Genomic DNA, 21,441 nt, shown 5'->3' with positions numbered 1-21,441 from the left:
CCTCCTAGTTTTTATATATTGATAATTTGCTCATAGGCAAAATTAGCCTCTTTATAATACTTAGATGCATCTTTATATTTATGTATCTTTTCATAATGATTAGCCAATAGTTTTGAGTAAATAATTAAACTTGCATAGTCTTCATGCTTCTGAAGATAAGGCAAAAAGTCTTGTTTAACTAACTTTTCAAATTTATCATCTTCATTATTTAGTAGGTAATGATAAGTGTAAATTACATAATAAAATATTCTATATGATTCTATATCTGAGATTTCCTCTATTAGCTCTAGTCCATAATCAATAATCTTTCTTGTATCTTCGTAATTTTTAATAGTATAGTATTCTCTTATCAGTGAAGAAACAGTAGCTAATCTTTCAACAGGCTGTACTGCTTTATCATAAATTACTTCTGTGTAATGTTTTATCGCTTCTATTGAGTTCCCTTTTGTTGAATACAGGTAACCTAGATTTTGATTCGTTAATTGAATAAGCTGATTATTATTATTCAACTTTCCTAAATGTAATGCTAAATTATAATTTTTAATCGCCTTATCATACATTTTGATTCTACGGTAAGATATTCCTAATATATTATGGCATTGTGCACACCGGAGAAAATTATATAATTTCATATAAATGTCTAATGCTTTATTGGCATATTCAATTGCCTCTAATGTGTTTCGTAATTTACTATGTGTTACTGCAATGGTATATTTTAAATCTGCAACTTCAATTTCCTCTAATTCAAATTCAATATATCCACTTTTTTCCTCAGATTTCTTATACATTTGCATTGCTAAACTATAATCAGAATGAGCTGTATAGAAATTCCCCCGAAACTTAAACCAATAAAACTGCTGCAAACTATCAAAGTTATTTGACAAACCCTTTAGTTCATCAATCTTCTTTTCAGCCTCTTCATACTCACCCAATATTAGGAAGTAACGAATCTTATGAATTTCGAATAACATTAGGTTTTCTGATAAGTTCCGATCTAATATCTCTTGAATTTCTTCATATGCTGTAATAATTTCTTCCTTGTTATTAACCTCGAACAGCATGCTATACCATTGTTCAAGCTTTTCCTTAATTAATCCCTCTTCACAATTATTAACATTGATACCGAGTCTGTCACATAACAATTGAATAATCTCGGGGCTTGCCTGTGTTTTTAAGTTTTCGATTTTAGATAAATAGGATACGGAAACAACACCATCGGCAAGTTCGCCTAATGTCTTTTCCTGTTTGGTACGTTGTAGTTTAATAAAGGATCCGATTTCTATCAAAATACCCACCCTATCCTTTTTCTAAAATTTTCCATATATTATGTTTATGGTTTTATTATACCATGGATTCAGAAAATTCATATTGGGAAAATCACGCAAAAATAGTGCGATTATCGCTCTAAATAGTTTCCGGTTTTCCTGAAATAGGAAAATTCACCACTTATTTGAGTAATATCCTCTTAATAAATGGTGAATTTTTATTTTAAAACTATTTTTTTAGAAAACTATTTAAGATTTTGGCTGATGTTTACAGGTAATCTTTCCCCAGACTAAAGTAATACCGTGTAAAAGTTTAATGGAAAATATGAACGATTGGCGTATCTTCTCCCGCCTCGCGGTATATCAAGCTCTCATTTCCGTTAATCGACGTAACATTTACTTCGATATCATAGTAATTTGGGAACATATTCTGGACAAGTCCATATGCATATTGGGTAAAGCCAATAATCTCTGATTCTCCATAAAATTCAATTGGAATTTCTATAGTTAGCTCTTGCAGCTCTTTATTAACATAGAATCCTTCTCCAATGATCCCTACATAGTTCGGGAAAAACTTTGCGATTTCATTGCCAAAGCTTGTGACAATTTCATGGTCATCGATATAATTTTTTTGTCCTTCTGCCGATGGAAAAAGAACATATTCTTCAGTAATATCTTCCCACTTCCCAATCGTCGCAGATCCGCCTGCAACATTCGTTTTGGCAACGAAATTACCAGGGACAGGTGAGGATTGATCCTCTTCTCGATACAATGCAAACATAACCGGAATGTTTTCTAGCCCTTCTATTCCACGAATTCTTTCCAAAATCTTCCCGGCAATTTCATTCCCTTGCTTCATTGCTTCATTAAGCGGAATGTCCTCGTAGTAGTATGGTCCACCTGTTTCGGTTTGGAATCGATAAACTGACTTTAATGCAAGTCCAATTGAAATCCCAGCTAGTTCAACCGTGTTATTGTTATCGTTTGGCTTTAAATAATTTTGTTCTAAAATATGTGATAGGTAACGTGGACTTTCTCGATTTAATTCTACCTTTTCATCTTGATCTGCATTTTCCGGAATATCTTCGATTGGCGGGTTTAATCCGTTTTGGAACTCCGCTCTGATTTTTTCCTCATTAACCGTCATTTTTGCCCCTTTAAGTCTGGCAATCTCTGCTTGTACTTTCTCTTCTAATTGTTCCTTTGTCAGCCCTCTTCCAAGCCATTCATAAACCATATCGGATGTTAAATATTGTCCTTCTTGGAAATATAATTCCTTAGGATCAAATACTTCTGTGGAATGGCGTCGTAACCCCTCTTCCATTTCGTCAATATCCAATCGATTGGCGACTTGGTTAACAATAACCCCTCTAGCCTCACTCGGTTCATATGGAATAATAATTCGATAATTGTCATCTGCTAATCGATAACTTGGGACAATTGATGTTTTCGTTTTTTGATCATCCTTATTTACTACTTCTTCTTCGTCATTTCGATTATTAGGTGCACAACTTGCAAGCAATAGAAGGGCACATAATAAACCGATACTTATTCTTTTCATGGGGATAACACTCCTTACCCTTCGATTGCTGCTTTCAGCTGTTGTTCATCCCAAATTGTAATTCCTAATTTCTTTGCTTTATCATACTTAGAGCCTGCATCAACACCTGCAACAAGAATATCTGTTTTCTTACTCACACTTCCAGTAACAGATCCACCCATTGATTCAATTAACTCCTTCGCCTCATTACGCGTATAGGTTTCCATCTTTCCTGTCAGTACAACTGTCTTTCCAGCAAAAGTGGAGTCAATCGCTTGCTCTGCTTTCTTTGGACCTTTATATTCCATATTAAGACGGAGTTCCTTTAATTCGGACAATAGATCGATGACCTTTTGCTCAGAAAAATATTTAACAACGGAATCAGCCATTTTCTCACCAATTTCATCGACAGCGACAAGCTCCTCAAATGTTGCAGACGATAACTTTTCCATCGTCTCAAATTCGATAGCGAGGGTTTTCGCCGCCTTTTCACCGATGAAGCGAATTCCTAAGCCAAATAAGAGCTTCTCTAATGAGTTTCCCTTCGATACTTCAATCGCTTGAAGTAAATTATCGACTGATTTCTCACCCATTCGTTCAAGTTTTAGAAGTTCTTCTCGATCCAATCGATACAAATCAGCAATCGTCTCAATTAGTTTTTCTTGAAAAAGCTGGATGACAACTTTTTCACCTAATCCATCGATATTCATGGCATTTCTTGATGAAAAATGAATTAGACCTTCCATTAGCTGGGCAGGGCAATTCGGATTGATGCAACGAATTGCAACCTCTCCTTCAAGGCGAACAACCTCACTGCCACACGCTGGACATTCATTTGGCATTTCAAATTCCTGTTCTTCACCTGTCCGCTTTTCAACTACTGCTCGGACAACTTTGGGAATGATGTCCCCAGCCTTCTTAATGACGACCGTATCGCCAATCCGAATATCCTGCTCGCGGATCAAATCTTCATTATGCAAGGAGGCACGTCCAACCGTCGATCCAGCGATTTTTACCGGCTCAAGGATTGCCGTTGGCGTGATCACGCCAGTTCTTCCAACACTTAATTCAATATCTACCAATTTCGTGATTGCCTCTTCAGCAGGAAACTTATAAGCAATTGCCCAGCGCGGACTCTTTGCTGTATAGCCAAGCTCTTCCTGTTGTTCAAGACTATCTACTTTAATTACAATCCCATCGATTTCATAAGAAAGATTGGGACGTTCTGCAGTCCAGTACGCAATAAATTCAAGAATCTCCTCGATTGTCGCACATTTTCGCCATTCTGAATTTGTCTTAAAACCAAGCTCCTTCAGTTTTTCAAGTCGTCCGCTATGGGTCGTAATCTCACTCGTATTCCATTCACCTACACCGTAAAGAAAAACATCTAAATTACGTTGTGCCGCAATTTTTGGATCCAATTGTCGCAAACTACCTGCTGCAGCATTTCGCGGATTAGCAAACGGTTCTTCTTCATTCGCTAATCTAGCTTCATTTAATTTCAAAAAAGATTGATGGGGCATATATGCTTCCCCGCGTACCTCAAGTGTTTCATTTTCTCTAATCAACAGCGGGATACTCCGAATCGTTCGGATATTAGAGGTAATATCCTCTCCCGTTGTTCCATCACCACGTGTTGCACCTTGAACAAATTTTCCATTTTCATATGTTAATGAAACGGCAAGTCCATCAATTTTCAATTCGCATACAAAGGTAATTGGCTCATCCGTACCTTGGGATGCACGTCGGACAAAGTCACGAATGTCTCCTTCATTAAAGGCATTTCCTAAGCTCATCATTGGAATCGTATGTTGTACCTTTTGAAACGAATCAAGTGGGGCTCCACCAATCCGTTGTGTCGGAGAATCATCGGTTAAGAACTCTGGGAATTCCGTTTCTAAATCCCGTAACTCGCGTAATTTCTCATCATACTCCGAATCTGGAACACTTGGGTTATCAAGAACATAATATTCATAGCCATATTGATTCAAAACTTCCTTCAAAGCATTTATTTGATCTTGTGCTTGTTGTTTATCCAAAACGGTCACTTCCTATTGTTTCGTAATTGGAGCAAATTTAGCGAGTAGTCGTTTAATTCCTACTGGTGCTGGGAAAGCAACATCCAATTCCATGCCCTCGCCCTCACCTTGAACCTTCACAACGGTACCGACACCCCATTTTTTATGTTCAGCCTTATCGCCGGCACTCCATGATTTATTTTCTGCTCCAGTTGTTTGCTGCATTCTTTCTGCTTTTCGTTTCAGTGGTGTTGGGCGATCCTGCGTCCCAGCAGCAGATCCTCTACCGAACATCGTTTGTTTTGTGTCTTCCACTCCTTCAATGAGTTCTTTTGGAATCTCATTAATAAAACGGCTAACCGGGTTCATATTCGTACGACCGAATAATGTACGCATTTTCGCATGGGTTAGGTAAAGCTCTTTCTCTGCCCTTGTTATTCCAACGTAAGCAAGCCTGCGTTCCTCCGCCATTTCCTCTTCATCCATAATCGAACGACTATGTGGAAAAACATTTTCCTCCATCCCAATTAGGAAAACAACTGGGAATTCTAGCCCTTTTGCTGCATGTAAGGTCATTAATGTGATTTTTTCCTCGTTCTCAGGATCGTCTTCATCCACACGGTCAATATCTGCAATTAATGCTAGGTCTGTTAAGAAAGCAACGAGTGTCTTATCTTCTTCACTTGTCTTCTCAAAATCCTTGGTAACAGTCATGAACTCTTCTAAGTTCTCCAAGCGGCTTTGCGATTCAATCGTTTGTTCATTCTTCAGCATTTCTTCATAGCCTGTCCGTTCTAAAACCGCTTCAACCATTTCTGTTGCCGTTAAAAATTCTTGTTGCTGGCTTAATGTTTTAATTAAATTACCAAATTCCGCTAACGCATTTGCTGCCCTTGCAGACACCCCAGTAAAATCTACCTCTTTTACTGCTTGGTATAAAGAAAGATCGTTATCTGCAGAATATGCCTGCAGGCGCTCAATCGATGTCTTTCCAATTCCACGCTTCGGTTCATTAACGACCCGAACAAAGCTAATATCATCGTCAGGATTAGTGATTAGGCGTAGGTATGACGTTAAATCCTTAATTTCTTTTCGGTCATAGAACTTATGCCCACCAACCATTTGATAGCCGATATTCGATTTCATAAATGCAGCCTCAATCGCACGTGACTGTGCATTCGTCCGGTATAAAATCGCAACATCACCCGGTGAATAGCCTTCCTTTCTTGTCAATTCCTGAATCTTCTCGGTTACAAATAAAGCTTCTTCCTGCTCTGTCATCCCTTGGAAGTAGTTTAGCTTCTTACCATCTGGATTCTCTGTCCAAAGATTCTTCGGCTTACGTCCTGCATTATTTGTAATTACTTTATTCGCAGCTGCTAGGATTGATTTCGTTGAACGATAATTTTGTTCCAGGAATACCGTTTTGGCTGCTGGATAATCCTTCTCAAACGAAAGAATATTCCCGATATCCGCACCACGCCAGCGATAGATCGATTGATCTGAATCACCAACCACACATAAATTCTCATAACGACTCGCGAGCTGTTTGACCAAGAAATATTGTGCATGGTTTGTATCTTGATACTCATCGACATGAATATATTGAAATCGTCGTTGATAATACTCAAGAACTTCCGGGATTCGTTTAAATAAATGGATGGTTTGCATGATCAAATCATCGAAATCAAGTGATTGATTTTTATTTAAGATTTTCTGATAGGCCTCGTAGATTTGTGAGATTTGGCGATCGTAGAAATTACCTGCATTTTTACTATATTCTTCAGGAGTAATCAATTCGTTTTTCGCTGCGCTAATTTGCCCAAGCATTGCCCGTGGATCAAACTTCTTCGGGTCGACATTCAGGTTTTTCAATACTTGTTTTACGACTGATAATTGATCTCCACTATCAAGAATCGTAAAATTACGATTCGTGCCAATCCGGTCAATATCCCTTCTTAGTATCCTTACGCACATGGAGTGGAAGGTAGACACCCACATGTTATCGCCGTCCTGACCAACTAGTTTCTTTACACGTTCGCGCATTTCTCGTGCCGCTTTATTGGTAAAAGTGATTGCGAGAATATTTCGGGGGGAAACTTCCTTTTCACGCATTAAATATGCGATTCGATGTGTTAGCACCCTCGTTTTCCCACTACCAGCACCTGCCATAATTAAGAGTGGTCCTTCTGTATGCTTTACTGCTTCTTGCTGCTCTTTATTTAATCCATTGATTAAGTCATCCATTGATTGACTCATGATTACACCGCCTTAAATCATTTAACTTTTACTGCTTCCACTGTTTCTAATGCCTCATCGATATTCTTATAAAGATGATTTCCAACAATAATTACATCCGCATGCTCTTTCATTTCCTTTGCATGCTGACCATTTTCAATTCCACCACCATAGAAAAGGAGTGTATGGTCTAATTGCTCCTTTGCTTTCTTCACGACTTCGGGGTCCCCATATTTGCCACTATACTCAACATAAAAAACCGGCAAATGGAAAACATGCTCCGCCATATAGGCATAAGCCCTAACATCTTCTATATCTGGTAATTGACTATTCGTATATTTAAATGCTTTCGCTTCTTCATTTAAGATACAATATCCTTCGAAAATAAGCTCCGTATAATCCAATAAATCGATATATTCTTTAATCCCTTGATGCTGGATATCCATCATCCATGATTTCTCTTGCGAATTTAATACCATTGGAATGTAATATGCATCAAACCCAGGAATAACTGCTTCCATTGTCGACACTTCAAGAATACAGATTAGCGCATGTTTACTCTTAATCCGCATCAATAATTCACGAACTCCATCAAGTGTAACATTATCCGTACCACCAATCATAATCGCATCTGTACCTGAATTACAAATTAAGTCCAAATGTTGATCTGATATTTCCTTTGCTGGATCAAGCTTAAATATGTGTTTCCATTCTCGCATCATATTAATCAAATGGGAATTCCTCCATTGTCATTATCCATTAATATATTATACCAAAAATCCGTGGTGAAATTTAGCTGGAAGGTGAATCTTTTTTTTAGGATTATTTTCGGCAGATAAAACATGAAACCGCCACCCGTGGGGGTAGCGGTAATCTTATTCTTTTTCGCTTTTATTAATTCGCTCGATCACCATTCCATAGCCATCACTGCCGAAATTAATGCAGCGGCGAACACGGGAGATTGTTGCGGTGGATGCTTTTGTTTCTTTTTCAATTTCGTTATACGTATTTCCTTCTGTTAGCATTTTTGCAACTTGTAGGCGTTGTGATAATGCATGGATTTCCGCCATCGTCGCAATATCATCAAAGAATTGATAGCATTCTTCTCGATTTTCCAATGATAAAATGGCATCAAACAATTGATCCAATTGTTCTCCACGTAATTTATCTATTTGCAATGCAAATCCCCCCAATTTCAACTAATTTGATATTGTAACTGATTGCTGTATACCCGGATTCGTTGGGATGACATTTATCCATGTCTTACCAGGAACAAAGCCGATAATCTGGTCATTAATTACTGGAACAATTCTTCCATCACGATTTGCCCATTGCACTTCTTGCAGCTTCCCTTTTTGGAGTAAATAAGCATTTCCACCAGACTGCAGATCAATTGAACGCCGTCCGACATCATCAATAACTTCGTGATACGTCTCGACTATGAAAACATTATCCGCATGAATTGGTTCCCCAGTATCTCGTTCCACTGTCTGCTCCCGGTCATTGTACCTCATATAGGTTTCATTCGTTGTATCATAATCGAATTCGACAATTTCCATTGGATTCGTCGAATAAACGATTTCCACATGTTTTGCTGGCTCTCCAGGAAGCTCCGTCACTTCCTTATCTGCTAAAAACGCTAGTGGTTCGCTGGCGTCTGTTAACCTGTAACCCTTACTCTCTGCTACTTTATCGATTCCATCGACAAGTAAATAGGAATTATGTGGTGCATTACGCGTTGTATCTCGTTTAAATAAGCTCCCATCATTATCATATGTGGAACCATTAAGAAATTCTATTCCACTGTTTGCGATAAGTTCATTAACAAAATCGGCTGCACCATGATAAAGATATAGTGCATCATAACCGTTTGCTAATTCAACATAATACTCTCTTGCACTGCGAACAGGTCCAATAGCTTGGGGCATTTCACTTTGATAAAACGCGAGAAAACGTGTAATCATTCCCTCTGCAAGAATTTCAAATACAATATCTGCTTGCGATAAACCCGTTTGTGGTCTTGCTGCTGAATGATTATTCACCATCACGCCGACAATTCGCTGATCGATAGCATCATCTGTAGGTATTCCTGTCAACGGATAAAGGTTTGCTAACGTCTCTGCTTGCGGCGGTTCAACATTGTCTCGTTCTTCTTCTTCAATACTTTCCTTTTCCACACTATTTTGCTCCTGTTTCTCACCATTGTTACATGCTGCTAATAGAATAGACAGAAGTAGAATAGTAAATAAGTATTTCCACATGCTCCCAACACCTTCTTAGAAAACTTGGTTGTCATCAAGTCTTTAGGTGACAGCCTTCACTAGACATATCAATCGGAAAGTTTCTCCTGTTCAAATGCCTGATTGCTTTTCCTATTATCCAGCTCCAGAGCCCACCGACTAGCGAGACTTCCCTCACCTCCGTACGATAAAGTCAACATCGATTCGCCTAAGCTCCCAAACAGTTTCCTTTATCTCCTCCGGCTCAGTCCAGTCCGTACGTCGCTAAATAGGCTCTTTCGCTTTTCCTATTATATGCTATCTCATCGTGGCTGGGAAGAGGACTTCTCTTTTCATTACATCAATAATACCTTGCTGGGTAATTCGAACATATGGCAAATGTGTTGCTGACAAAAAGAGCAGACTATAAATTGGATCATTATAATGATAACCAAATTTCTTTAAAACGATTTTCAATTGCTTTTCTTGCTTGATTAGTTCATCCATCGATACATCTGACATCATCCCTGCTAGCGCCAGTGGTAACTCAACTAATATCTCTCCATCGTGGACAATAACGATCCCCCCACCGTTTGCTTTCAAGCGTTCCCACGCGAGCAAGATATCCTGTTTACATTTACCAATGAAGATAATATCACCTGTTGTGGAGAAGGTCGTGGCTAATGCTCCTAGGTTATGGGTAAATCCTTGAATTGTCGTATTGACACGCCATTTCCCATGTTTATCAATTAATAATAGAAAAGCATCTTTAATGGAACTCGGCAACAAATCGGAGGAAACGTCTGCTTCAATTGTATACGGCTTCACAATCACATCATTTACCATTTCCAATCCCATCGGCATCGAAAATTGCAAATCATCCTCATCTAGATCAAAGTCGTATGTATTCGGACGGATTCCATACTTCTTCCAATTGATAATTGTAGGAAGTTCTTGAATCTTGCCCTCTCTAACCATCCACTTTCCTTTTGCTAACACACTTTCAGGATGTGGATTTTCCTTACTTGCTAGAATATTAATGTGTGCAGTCCTTCCTGGCGCAATACTTCCGACATATTCATCTAGATTAACATGTCTTGCAGCATTATAGCTCGCCATCCGGTATGCTTCCTCAATCGGAATTCCTTTGTCAATGGCAATTTCAATACAACGATTAATCAGCCCTTTTTCAATAAATTCAGGGGTGGAACCATCGGTTGTAAAGGATAAATTATCAAATGACGTGAGGTTCAATTCAAGCATTTGCTCGATTATTTTTGGCAGATCAGGTCGAATAGAAGAATTCCGGAGTGCAACATGATAGCCTAGCTGCAGCCGTTTCAGCACATCTTCCCCTGTCATAGCTTCGTGATCGCTGCTTGCACCTAAGAGTTTCATTTTCGTTAATGTCTTCTCCGATGCCCCTGGAAAGTGCCCTTCAATTGGTTTACCCCGTTTCGCCGTTTCTTGCATCCAATACAATAATCGTTCATTCCCCGCTAGTAAACTAGGCCAACTGGATAATTCTCCACCTTGAACAACGGCGGGATGTTTTATCCAAGCTAATACATCGTCCATGTTAAACAGAGATTCTTCATCCTGCAATGCAGTCTGAGAATCAAATCGGGCCCACCAATACATAGATGATGGAATTTTTTCAATATCACTAATTATAGAAAACGCTTTCTTTTTATCTAACAAAAAATGCCACAATAGATTGTCATTAATCAATGTCGTTGTTCCAAATCTTGCGGCGTGATTTGCTAATTGCTCTGGATTTGTTAACTGAAATGGATGGGAATGTGGCTCAATATATCCTGGAACAAGATACTTCCCTTTGCAATCCACAACTTCAGCTGTTGCTGATTTCTCAGGAAATAAATCACCTACATAGACAATACGATCATTATATATCCAAATATTTGCTTTTATCCATTGTTTTGTAAACATATTCAAGTATGTGCCATTTTTTAAAATAAGGGTAGGCTCCACTATACCATCTACCACTTTCACATGATGCCGTAATTCTCGATTTCTCCAATTATATTCATATGCTGACATAGAATCAACTCTCCAATATAATAATTTAGATTAATCTTATCACAATTCTTCGCTTTAGTGTTGTAAAGTTCTTTTAGATAATATTACAGTTTCTTAAAAGAAAGAAAAATCAACTTACAAGGAAGAATTCACTCACCCTTGTAAGTTGATTCCTTACGCTTTACCGATATCCTTTCGGTAAAAGAAGTCACTCGTATCATTTGCTGATGCTAGTACGTTGTAAACGGCACTTGAAGCTCCAGCTAACGCTGTATCCTTTGCACCTACCAAAAGCACCCGACCACCATCAGACACAAGTGATTCTCCATCATTTATTGTACCTGCATGCACAATAAATGCGTTACTGCGAGTATTGAAAGAAGGGATTAATCTCCCTTTATTATATGCACCGGGATACCCATTTGATGCCAAGACAACCCCAACACATGTAGTATCCTCCCATGCTAATTGCGGGTCCTTTCCTGTTAACACCTCAAGAAACACTTGAAGTAAATCATTTTTTAATAGCGGAAGTACAACTTGGGTTTCTGGATCACCGAATCTCGTATTAAATTCAATTACCTTTGGACCATTCTCTGTCATGATCAACCCTGCATAAAGGATACCAGTGAAGGAACGTTCCTCCTCAATCAAACCCTCCACCGTTTTTTGTAAAATATTTTCCATTGCAAAGCTTAGATGTGCTGCTGTTACATCTGGAACAGGAGCATATGCCCCCATCCCGCCAGTGTTCGGTCCCTCGTCTTGATCATATGCACGCTTATGATCCCTTGCTGTTACCATTGGATACACTTTATTTTCATGAACAAAGGCCATTAGTGAAAATTCCTTTCCAGCAAGGAATTCCTCAATTACAATTGTTGCGCCTGCATTAGCAAAGTTTTTGGTTATTAGCATATCATCAACAGCTTGGAGTGCATCCTCTTTCGTTTCAGCGACGATAACACCTTTCCCTGCTGCAAGTCCATCTGCCTTAATGACAATCGGTGCACCTTTTGTTTCAATATATGCCTTTGCTGTTTTAGCATCGGTAAATGTCGCATACGCTGCTGTTGGAATATCATATTTTTCCATAAATTCTTTAGCAAATCGTTTGCTGCCTTCTAATAATGCCGCTTCTTTCGTTGGGGCAAAGACAGCTAATCCTGCATCATGGAAACGATTAGCAATGCCTGCATTAAGTGGCGCTTCTGGCCCGACGATTGTCAGATCAATTGCTGCTTCCTTCGCAAATTTTACTAATCCTTCAATATCCATTTCATCAATCGCGATAATCTTTGCCTGTCCACTCATGCCCCCATTTCCCGGAGCGACATATAGGTTTGTAATTCGTGCACTCTCAGCAAGCTTCATCACAATACTATGCTCACGTCCGCCACGACCGACTACTAATACATTCATCAAGAATACCTCCTTTTAATCGGAATTTTTATTAATGTTTAAAATGACGCATTCCTGTATAAACCATTGCAATTCCATGCGCATCACAAACGTCAATGGAATCCTGATCACGAATCGAGCCACCTGGCTGAATGATTGCAGTTACCCCTGCCTCTATTGCCTTTTCTACCGTATCGGGCATAGGGAAATATGCATCAGATGCCATGACAGACCCTTTCGCCTTTTCACCTGCTTGTTCAATTGCAATCATTGCTGAGCCGACACGATTCATTTGCCCTGCACCAACACCGATTGTTTGATTATCCTTCGCAAGCACAATTGCATTGGACTTCACATGCTTTACAGCTTTCCAGCCGAACAATAAATCTGCTATTTCTTGTTCTGTTGGTTCACGTTTAGTCGCAACCTTTAAATCAGTTGCCGCTACTTTTCCATTGTCACGGCTTTGGATTAGCACACCACCATCAACCGTTGTCAGCTTATGGTTTGCCGACTTTTCTTCATTCAATTCTAATTCCAGTAAACGGATATTTTTCTTTTTGGAAAGAATTGCAAATGCTTCATCTGCAAAGCTTGGTGCAATCACAATTTCTAAGAAAATTTCACTTAGCTTCTCAGCTGTTGCCACATCAACCTCACGATTCAAGGCAACAATTCCACCGAAGATAGACGTAGAATCTGCTTCATACGCTTTTAAGAAGGCTTGATTAATTGTTTCTGCAACACCAATCCCACATGGATTCATATGCTTAACAGCAACCGCAGCTGGATCCTTGTATTCGGATAAAATTTCTAATGCTGCATTTGCATCTTGAATGTTGTTATACGATAATTCCTTTCCATGAAGCTGTTTCACCGTGGCTAAACTCATTGTGTTGACGATCGGGTTTTTATAAAATGCTGCTTGCTGATGCGGATTTTCCCCGTAGCGTAAATCCTGAACTTTTTCATATGTAACGGTGTAGGTTTCAGGGAATTCCTCGTTTGTTTCCGTCATGAAATACTGTGCAATCATTGCATCATAATATGCTGTATGACGGAACACTTTCCCTGCAAGCTGTTTGCGCTTTTCAAAATCTAATGTTTCATCTCGTAATCCTGTCAAGACACTTTCATAATCTGCTGGATCGACAACAACAATCATGTCCTCGAAGTTCTTCGCAGCCGCTCGAAGCATTGTCGGTCCACCAATATCAATATTTTCAATGATTTCTTCTTTCGATACGCTTATCTTTTCCAGCGTTTCTTTGAATGGATAAAGGTTCACGACAATAATATCAATCGGTTCAATATTATTTTCTGCCATTTGCTTCATATGTGCTTCATTTGCACGTTTCGCTAGAATTCCTCCATGGACAAGCGGATGTAATGTTTTTACACGACCATCCATAATTTCCGGAAATCCTGTGATTTCTTCTACTAGGATTGGCTCGACACCAGCATCCTTAATCGTTTGGAATGTTCCGCCACCTGTTGAGATAATCTCGTAGCCTAATTGATCAAGGCCTTTAGCAAATGCTTGCAAATTATCCTTATTTGAAACACTAATTAATGCACGTTTCTTCATTATATGTTAGCCCTCACTTTGTTTGTAAAAGTTGATTAATTACGCTTGGATATAGTTGATGTTCTACTTCTTGAATTTTCATTTTCAAAGTCTCTTCTGTATCTTCACTGAAAACGACTACCAATTCCTGTGCAATAATTGGACCCGTATCAATTCCTTCATCAATATAATGTACCGTTACACCAGTTGTATTGACCCCCGCTTGATATGCTTGCCCGATTGCATCCTTTCCTGGAAAATCCGGTAATAATGACGGATGAATGTTTACGATTTTTCCGGGAAATGCTTGTAATAATGTTGAACCAACAATTCGCATATAGCCTGCAAGGAAAATCCACGATACTTCTTTTTTTCTTAGTTCGTCTACGATTTTCGCTTCATATGCTTGTTTTGATGCAAATTCCTTTGCATTAAAAACGAACGTTGGAATCTGATATTTCTCTGCTATCTCAATAACAAAGGCATTTTGCTTGTCACAAATCAGTAGAACAATTTCACAAGCTAAATCTCTAGCTTCTATTATTGCTTGGAAATTACTCCCTGTCCCAGATGCAAATACCGCTGCCCTCACCTTGCTCATGATGTGAAATGCACCCCTTCATTCGCGACTACCTTGCCGATTGCTGTTGCTTTTCCCCCTTTTTCTTCAAGGATAGCGATGGTACTATCAACATCTTTTTCTGCCACAACTAATGCCATACCAATCCCCATATTAAATACGCCGTACATTTCTTTCTCCGGTATTGCACCTTTTTCTTGTAAGAACGGGAAAATTTCTGGAAGATCCCAACTATTTTTTGCGAGTTCTACCCCTAGTCCTGCTGGCATCATTCGTGGGAAGTTTTCATAAAAACCCCCACCGGTAATATGCGAAATCCCTTTTATCTCTATCTTTTCTAGAACTGCTGCTACCGGTTTCGCATAAATTTTCGTTGGTGTAAGTAATGACTCGCCAAGCGGCTGGGATAATCCTTCATATGTTTGATTCAAATCAAGTGCATTGATGATTTTCCGTACGAGTGAATAGCCATTCGAATGAATGCCACTTGATGCTAGCCCAATCACAACATCACCTGCTTCAATCGATTCCCCAGTAATAAGCTTTGATTTCTCCGCAATGCCAACAACGAAGCCTGCTAGATCATATTCATTATCCTGATACATCCCTGGCATTTCTGCAGTTTCTCCGCCAATTAATGCTGCACCTGCTTCTACACATCCAGTGGCAACACCTGCAACGATTTGTTCAATCCGCTCCGGCTCATTTTTTCCACAAGCAATATAATCAAGGAAAAATAGTGGCTGCGCACCTTGGGCAACAATATCATTCGCACACATTGCAACGAGATCAATGCCAACAGAATCATGTTTATCTAATTGAAAGGCAAGCTTCAGCTTCGTTCCCACGCCATCTGTTCCAGAAACCATCACAGGCTCTTTATAATTAAAGTTTGTTAAATCAAATAGCCCTGCAAATGAACCAATGCCGCCTAATACTTCAGGCCGAGTCGTTTTTGCGATATGCTTCTTCATCCGCTCGACAGCTTCATAACCCTTTTCTACATCTACCCCAGCTTCCTTATAAACATCTGACATGATATGATGACACATCCTCTTCTATATTAATGCGTTGTAAACTTACTATCTATTTTCTCATTTTCCATGACTGGATATTTTCCTGTCATACATGCCATGCATACGCCTTGATTGATCGTTTTATCTTTAACGATTGCCTCCTCAAGTCCTGTATCCGATAGAAATGCAATGCTATCTGCACCAATAATCTTTGCTATTTCTTCTTCGGTATGATTGGCTGCAATTAATTCTTCTCTTGTTGACATGTCGATCCCATAATGGCATGGATGCTGTATCGACGGTGAGGCAATACGAACATGCACTTCTTTTGCCCCTGCTGCTTTCAGCATATGGACAATTCGCTTACTCGTCGTTCCACGTACAATCGAATCGTCAATCATGATGATCCGTTTCCCTTCAACAATTCCGCGAACAGGTGCCAGCTTCATCCTTACCCCTTGCTCACGTAATTCTTGTGATGGCTGGATAAACGTCCGACCAACGTAACGATTCTTGATTATTCCCATTTCGTATGGCAGACCGCATTGCTCTGCATAGCCAATTGCAGCTGAAATACTGGAATCTGGAACACCAATTACAATATCTCCATCAGCTGGGGCTTCCTTCGCTAATTCCTTGCCCATGCGCTTGCGAGATGCATGAACATTCACATAATTCACGTCGCTATCTGGTCTTGATAAATAAACATATTCCATCGCACACATCTTCCGCGGCTCGCGAATTGCAAATCTTGTAGACTTTATTCCCTCATTACTAATCGTAACGAGTTCACCTGGCATAACTTCTCGTTCAAATGTCGCGCCGATTTGGTCAAATGCACAGGTTTCCGACGCTACAACATAGGAATCTCCTAATCTCCCAATTGACAATGCGCGAATTCCTGAGGCGTCAAGGGCTGCATACATTTTATCTTCCTTAATAATTAAATATGCATATGCACCGACAAACAATTGTAATGCACTTGCAATGGTTTCTTCACTGACCTCATGCCCATTCCTGCGAATTAAATGTGCAAGTAATTCTGTATCTGATGAGGTTTGCAGAATACTTCCTTCGTTCTCAAGCTCACGCCTAAGCTCTTGTCCGTTCATGATGTACCCTTCTAAAGCGAGTGCCATACTTCCCGTTTGCGACCGGAACAATAATGGTTGTACATTATCGATCCCCTTCGCCCCATTGGTGGAATATCGAACATGACCAATTGCAGCATTTCCTAAGAGATCGGGGAAATTTGCACGCGTGAAAACATCATTAACTAATCCCGTATCCTTATGAAGCTCTAGTTTTTCCCCACTACTAACAACGATTCCAGCTCCCTCTTGTCCACGATGCTGAAGGGAATGTAATCCATAGTACGTTAGTTCGGCTGCTTTTTCATGCCCCCAAATTCCAAACATTATGCATTCCTCTTTTTCCCCAGATTTATAGACCAATTGCTCCTTGAAACTTTATTCAAGGTCACGAAGCAAATAAATATTAGCCTGGCTTATTCCTTTAATTAATGCTTCTCTGCTACTAAATTAGGAATCGCTTCATTCCATAGTTTATGAAGTTCCGCAACCTTATCATCGATTACTGTTTTGTCATTTACATTGACTGATAGTTTACCATCGCCTGTAACAAGACCAATTTGATTTGCATCACTGATTAAACTTTCAAATTGTGCTTTATTTTCTTCTTTTACCGTTACTAAAAATCGTGATTGTGATTCACTAAATAATACTACAGTTGCTTCACCTGATAGACTTACTTGAACACCTAGATCCTGGCCATTGAATGTACTTTCCGCTAAAGCTACTGCCAATCCACCTTCAGATAAGTCATGTGCAGATTGTACGATCCCCTGCTTGATTGCATCGCTAAGCTGTTGTTGTCGTGTTGCTTCAACTTCCAAATCGATTACTGGAGCTTTCCCTGAATAATTTCCTTTTACAATATTTTGCAATTCACTTCCACCAAATTCAGGAAGCGTCTCACCGATTAAGTAAACAAGGTCACCATCTTCTTGGAAGTGATTCGCTGTTACATGCGTTGTATTTTCAATTAGCCCGACCATGCCAATGATTGGTGTTGGCAGGATTGCTTCCCCTTTAGATTGATTATAAAGCGAAACATTTCCACTAATAACAGGTGTTTCAAGTGCTAAACATGCTTCACTGATACCATCGATACTCTTCTCCATTTGCCAAAATACTTCGGGACTTGTAGGGTTTCCGTAATTCAAGCCATCTGTAATCGCCAATGGCTTCGCGCCAGAGCAAACGAGATTACGAGCTGCTTCAGCAACAGCAATCTTTCCACCAACCTCAGGGTCTAAGTAAATGTAACGGGAATTACAATCCGTCGTCATCGCAATTGCTTTGTCTGTACCTTCAATTCCTACAATTGCTGCATCAGAGCCTGGTCCTGCAATTGTGTTTCCTTGTGCTTTTGAATCATATTGCTTGTATGCCCATTCTTTATTCGCAATCGTTGGCTGCTGTAATAAGCTTCGGAGCATTTCCTGATGATCACCAACCTGTGGTACAGTATTTTCGATTGCTTGAAACTTTTTATAATATGCAGCTTCTTGTGATGGCAAATGATATACAGGCGCATCATCTGTTAGTGCAGATACAGGGATATCTGCTACTAGCTCGCCATGCTGCTTAATGCGGAAAGCTTTATCTTCAATTACTTCCCCGACAATTGCTGCATCGACATCATGCTTCGCAAAAATATCTAGGATTTCCTGCTCTTGCCCTTTTTTAACTACAAGCAGCATCCGTTCCTGTGATTCGGAAAGCATGATTTCATATGCATTCATTCCTGCTTCACGTTGTGGCACGAGGTCAAGATTCATTTCAATTCCTGTTCCTGCTTTCGCCGCCATTTCACTTGCAGATGAAGTTAATCCAGCCGCACCCATGTCTTGAATTCCTACTAATGCATCGGAATGAATCACTTCTAAACATGCTGCGATTAGCTTCTTGCCGATATGTGGATCGCCGATTGCGACTGCAGAAGAATTTTCTTCTTGTCCTCCATCGACAACATCAGAAGAAAAAGTTGCACCATGAATACCGTCTTTCCCTGTGTCACCACCAGCATAGATGACCGTATTTCCAACACCTGCAGCAATTCCCTTTTGCACGTCCTCATGATTAACAAGTCCAACAATCATTGCATTTACGAGTGGATTTTCTTCATATTGTGCGTCGAACTGAACTTCACCGCCAACCGTTGGAACCTCAATAACATTTCCATAACTAGCAATCCCACGAACAACTTCTGAAAATAACATTTTTGTATGGTCATTATCTAAATTGCCAAAACGCAGTGAGTTCAGTGCAGCAATTGGCTTTGCACCCATGGAAAATACATCACGAACGATTCCGCCAACACCTGTTGCAGCACCTTCAAATGGTTCTACTGCTGAAGGACTATTATGGCTTTCAATTTTGAATACAACTGCTTGATTATCACCGATATCGACAACTCCAGCACCTTCACCAGGTCCTTGTAATACATGTTTACCCTTTGTAGGGAACCTCTTAAGTAATGGTTTCGAGGTTTTATAGCTGCAATGCTCAGACCACATAACAGAGAAAATTCCTGTTTCGGTATAGTTGGGTTGACGCTTTAAAGCTTCTTTTGCCATTTCATATTCTTGGTCTGTCAATCCCATTTCTCTATAAATCTTCTCGTTTCCAATTTGCTCTGGATTAATTTTATGTTGTGACATCAATGGTTCCCTCCAAAAATTGAATGATGATATTTTGTATGCAAATTCCAATTACATTATTGTTGCTTCGTAATGCTGTACCTGCTCATCTACTATTTCTTTTGTTTGGCCAATAAAAGTGACATGCCCCATCTTCCGCTTCGTTTTCGGTTCGTCTTTTCCATATAGATGGATGAAGCCATCTTTCACAGAGGGCATTGCGTTTAATACTCCTTCCATCGCTTCGCCTAAAATATTGATCATCACAGAAGGCTGAAGGAGTTGAACCGCTGGCAGCTGTAACCCACAGATTGCTCGGACATGCTGGGCAAATTGCGAAATATTGCATGCCTCAATCGTGTAATGCCCGGAATTATGCGGGCGTGGAGCCATTTCATTCAAATAAATCTCATCTTCTTTAGCGAACATTTCAATCGCGAATGTTCCAACAATATTCATCTTTTCCGCCAGAATTTCCGCTGCATTATATGCTTGTGCACGAATCGTTTCTTTAATGTTTGCCGGTACCGTCGTTTTGTATAAAATATGATCACGATGCACATTTTCCGCAATTGGGAAAAATTCAATTTGGCCTGCAGTTGTTCTTGTAAAGATGACGGAAATCTCTTGATCAAATGTTATCCATTGTTCGATAATGCAGTGCTTATTCTTCTTGGCAAAATCGATTGCTTGCGGTATATCTTCGTTTGAATTTAATTTTATTTGTCCCTTTCCATCATAACCGCCTCGACAGGTCTTGATTACTGCAGGAAATGTGATGTTTTGTAATGCTGCTTCACATTCCTTTCCACTTGTCACAACCCGAAATGGCGGAATTGGTAAACCAGCATCTTTCATTAACAGCTTTTCCTTTTCCCTATTCTGTGTAATCTCTAGCGCAAATGCTCCTTGTGGTAATTTTCCTTCTGCTTCTATAAATCTTGCAGCTTCCAAATCAACATTTTCAAATTCATAGGTTACAACATCACTGATTGCCGTTAACTCTTTAATTGCATTCATGTCATCGTACGGTGCAATAATCTGTTTATCTGCAACCTGGGCTGTTGGGCAATTTGGTGTTGGATCCAATACTGCAACCTTATATCCCATATATCTAGCGGCAATCGCCATCATTCTGCCAAGCTGCCCACCGCCAATAATCCCTATCGTGAGTGATGGGAATATCACTTTACTTTCTAGCAAGTTCATCCCTCATTTCTTTCACTTTTTCCTGCATCTTCTTCCGGTAGTTTACTAATCTTTCTTCAATACCTTCATCAAAAGCACCAAGAATTTGTGCTGCTAGAATCCCAGCATTAGTAGCCCCCGCCTTGCCAATAGCAACTGTCGCTGTCGGTACACCACCAGGCATTTGTACAATTGATAATAAGGAATCCAAACCATTCAAGGTTCTTGATTGTACAGGAACGCCGATTACAGGCAGCGTTGTTTGCGATGCAACCATGCCAGGTAAATGTGCTGCACCACCCGCTCCTGCAATAATAACCTTTAAGCCTCGTTCCCGAGCAGACTTCGCATATGTAAACATTTCATCTGGTGTACGATGGGCGGAAATGACATCTTTTTCATAATCGATGTTTAATTCCTCAAGTACTTCACATGTATGCTTTATTGTTTCCCAGTCTGAGATACTTCCCATTATCACACCAACATTTGCCATGAAATCCCTCTTTCTTTTATTTAAATTTTTAGATAACGATAGTTTCATCGAACACAGTACACAAGGATAGTTTTATGCCACTTCCCAGATTAAAAAGAAAAAAGTTCATTCCCCTTCCTCAGTAGCTATGAGAAGATGAATAAACTTCGTTG

The 21,441-nt window shown here is 39.6% G+C and carries 16 protein-coding genes; all 16 read right to left on the bottom strand.

The genetic code is table 11. From position 1 onward, the window contains the following. Window positions 1-11: 11 nt before the first annotated feature. Window positions 12-1,295 carry a tetratricopeptide repeat protein gene (locus CWR48_RS05890; protein WP_342772436.1) on the bottom strand — a complete coding sequence of 428 codons (1,284 nt, stop codon included), beginning with the start codon at window positions 1,293-1,295 and terminating at the stop codon, window positions 12-14. Between the two features lie 283 nt (window positions 1,296-1,578). Beyond that, window positions 1,579-2,826 (bottom strand): CamS family sex pheromone protein, encoded by a 1,248-nt coding sequence (locus CWR48_RS05885; protein ID WP_115772279.1) that lies wholly within the window; start codon window positions 2,824-2,826, stop codon window positions 1,579-1,581. A gap of 14 nt (window positions 2,827-2,840) precedes the next feature. After that, window positions 2,841-4,844, bottom strand: coding sequence for an NAD-dependent DNA ligase LigA (gene ligA, locus CWR48_RS05880; protein WP_115772277.1), 2,004 nt, complete (start codon window positions 4,842-4,844; stop codon window positions 2,841-2,843). Between the two features lie 12 nt (window positions 4,845-4,856). After that, the gene (pcrA, locus tag CWR48_RS05875; RefSeq protein WP_115772275.1) at window positions 4,857-7,082 is read right to left on the bottom strand and encodes a DNA helicase PcrA; all 2,226 of its coding nucleotides are present in this window, start codon (window positions 7,080-7,082) and stop codon (window positions 4,857-4,859) included. A gap of 17 nt (window positions 7,083-7,099) precedes the next feature. Continuing rightward, window positions 7,100-7,783, bottom strand: a complete 684-nt coding sequence (gene pcrB / locus CWR48_RS05870) for a heptaprenylglyceryl phosphate synthase (protein WP_425453884.1) — start codon at window positions 7,781-7,783, stop codon at window positions 7,100-7,102. A gap of 153 nt (window positions 7,784-7,936) precedes the next feature. Beyond that, window positions 7,937-8,239, bottom strand: a complete 303-nt coding sequence (locus CWR48_RS05865) for a YerC/YecD family TrpR-related protein (RefSeq protein ID WP_115772273.1) — start codon at window positions 8,237-8,239, stop codon at window positions 7,937-7,939. A gap of 21 nt (window positions 8,240-8,260) precedes the next feature. Continuing rightward, entirely contained in the window at window positions 8,261-9,322 is a 1,062-nt protein-coding gene (locus CWR48_RS05860) for a DUF3048 domain-containing protein (protein ID WP_115772271.1), read from the bottom strand. Between the two features lie 276 nt (window positions 9,323-9,598). Beyond that, window positions 9,599-11,341 carry an adenine deaminase C-terminal domain-containing protein gene (locus CWR48_RS05855; RefSeq protein ID WP_115772269.1) on the bottom strand — a complete coding sequence of 581 codons (1,743 nt, stop codon included), beginning with the start codon at window positions 11,339-11,341 and terminating at the stop codon, window positions 9,599-9,601. Between the two features lie 153 nt (window positions 11,342-11,494). Continuing rightward, the gene (gene purD, locus CWR48_RS05850; RefSeq protein WP_115772267.1) at window positions 11,495-12,742 is read right to left on the bottom strand and encodes a phosphoribosylamine--glycine ligase; all 1,248 of its coding nucleotides are present in this window, start codon (window positions 12,740-12,742) and stop codon (window positions 11,495-11,497) included. Between the two features lie 31 nt (window positions 12,743-12,773). Further along, entirely contained in the window at window positions 12,774-14,309 is a 1,536-nt protein-coding gene (purH, locus tag CWR48_RS05845; protein WP_115772265.1) for a bifunctional phosphoribosylaminoimidazolecarboxamide formyltransferase/IMP cyclohydrolase, read from the bottom strand. Between the two features lie 13 nt (window positions 14,310-14,322). Then, window positions 14,323-14,889, bottom strand: coding sequence for a phosphoribosylglycinamide formyltransferase (purN, locus tag CWR48_RS05840; protein WP_115772263.1), 567 nt, complete (start codon window positions 14,887-14,889; stop codon window positions 14,323-14,325). Further along, entirely contained in the window at window positions 14,886-15,905 is a 1,020-nt protein-coding gene (gene purM / locus CWR48_RS05835; protein ID WP_115772262.1) for a phosphoribosylformylglycinamidine cyclo-ligase, read from the bottom strand. The genes purN and purM overlap by 4 nt, the downstream gene beginning before the upstream one ends. Window positions 15,906-15,931: 26 nt before the next feature. Continuing rightward, window positions 15,932-17,302, bottom strand: a complete 1,371-nt coding sequence (gene purF, locus CWR48_RS05830; RefSeq protein ID WP_115772259.1) for an amidophosphoribosyltransferase — start codon at window positions 17,300-17,302, stop codon at window positions 15,932-15,934. A gap of 101 nt (window positions 17,303-17,403) precedes the next feature. Continuing rightward, window positions 17,404-19,629: a phosphoribosylformylglycinamidine synthase subunit PurL gene (purL, locus tag CWR48_RS05825; RefSeq protein ID WP_115772257.1), complete on the bottom strand. Its 2,226-nt coding sequence runs from the start codon at window positions 19,627-19,629 to the stop codon at window positions 17,404-17,406. A 51-nt stretch (window positions 19,630-19,680) separates the two neighbouring features. Further along, a complete protein-coding gene (gene purK / locus CWR48_RS05820; RefSeq protein ID WP_245976733.1) occupies window positions 19,681-20,811 on the bottom strand; it encodes a 5-(carboxyamino)imidazole ribonucleotide synthase in 1,131 nt (376 codons plus the stop codon). Next, window positions 20,798-21,289, bottom strand: coding sequence for a 5-(carboxyamino)imidazole ribonucleotide mutase (purE, locus tag CWR48_RS05815; protein WP_115772253.1), 492 nt, complete (start codon window positions 21,287-21,289; stop codon window positions 20,798-20,800). The genes purK and purE overlap by 14 nt, the downstream gene beginning before the upstream one ends. Window positions 21,290-21,441: the final 152 nt, after the last annotated feature.

The organism is Oceanobacillus arenosus (genome assembly GCF_003369575.1).
In the GTDB taxonomy this organism is placed as follows: Bacteria; Bacillota; Bacilli; order Bacillales; family Amphibacillaceae; genus Oceanobacillus; species Oceanobacillus arenosus.
This window is presented reverse-complemented; position numbering and strand designations above follow the sequence as displayed.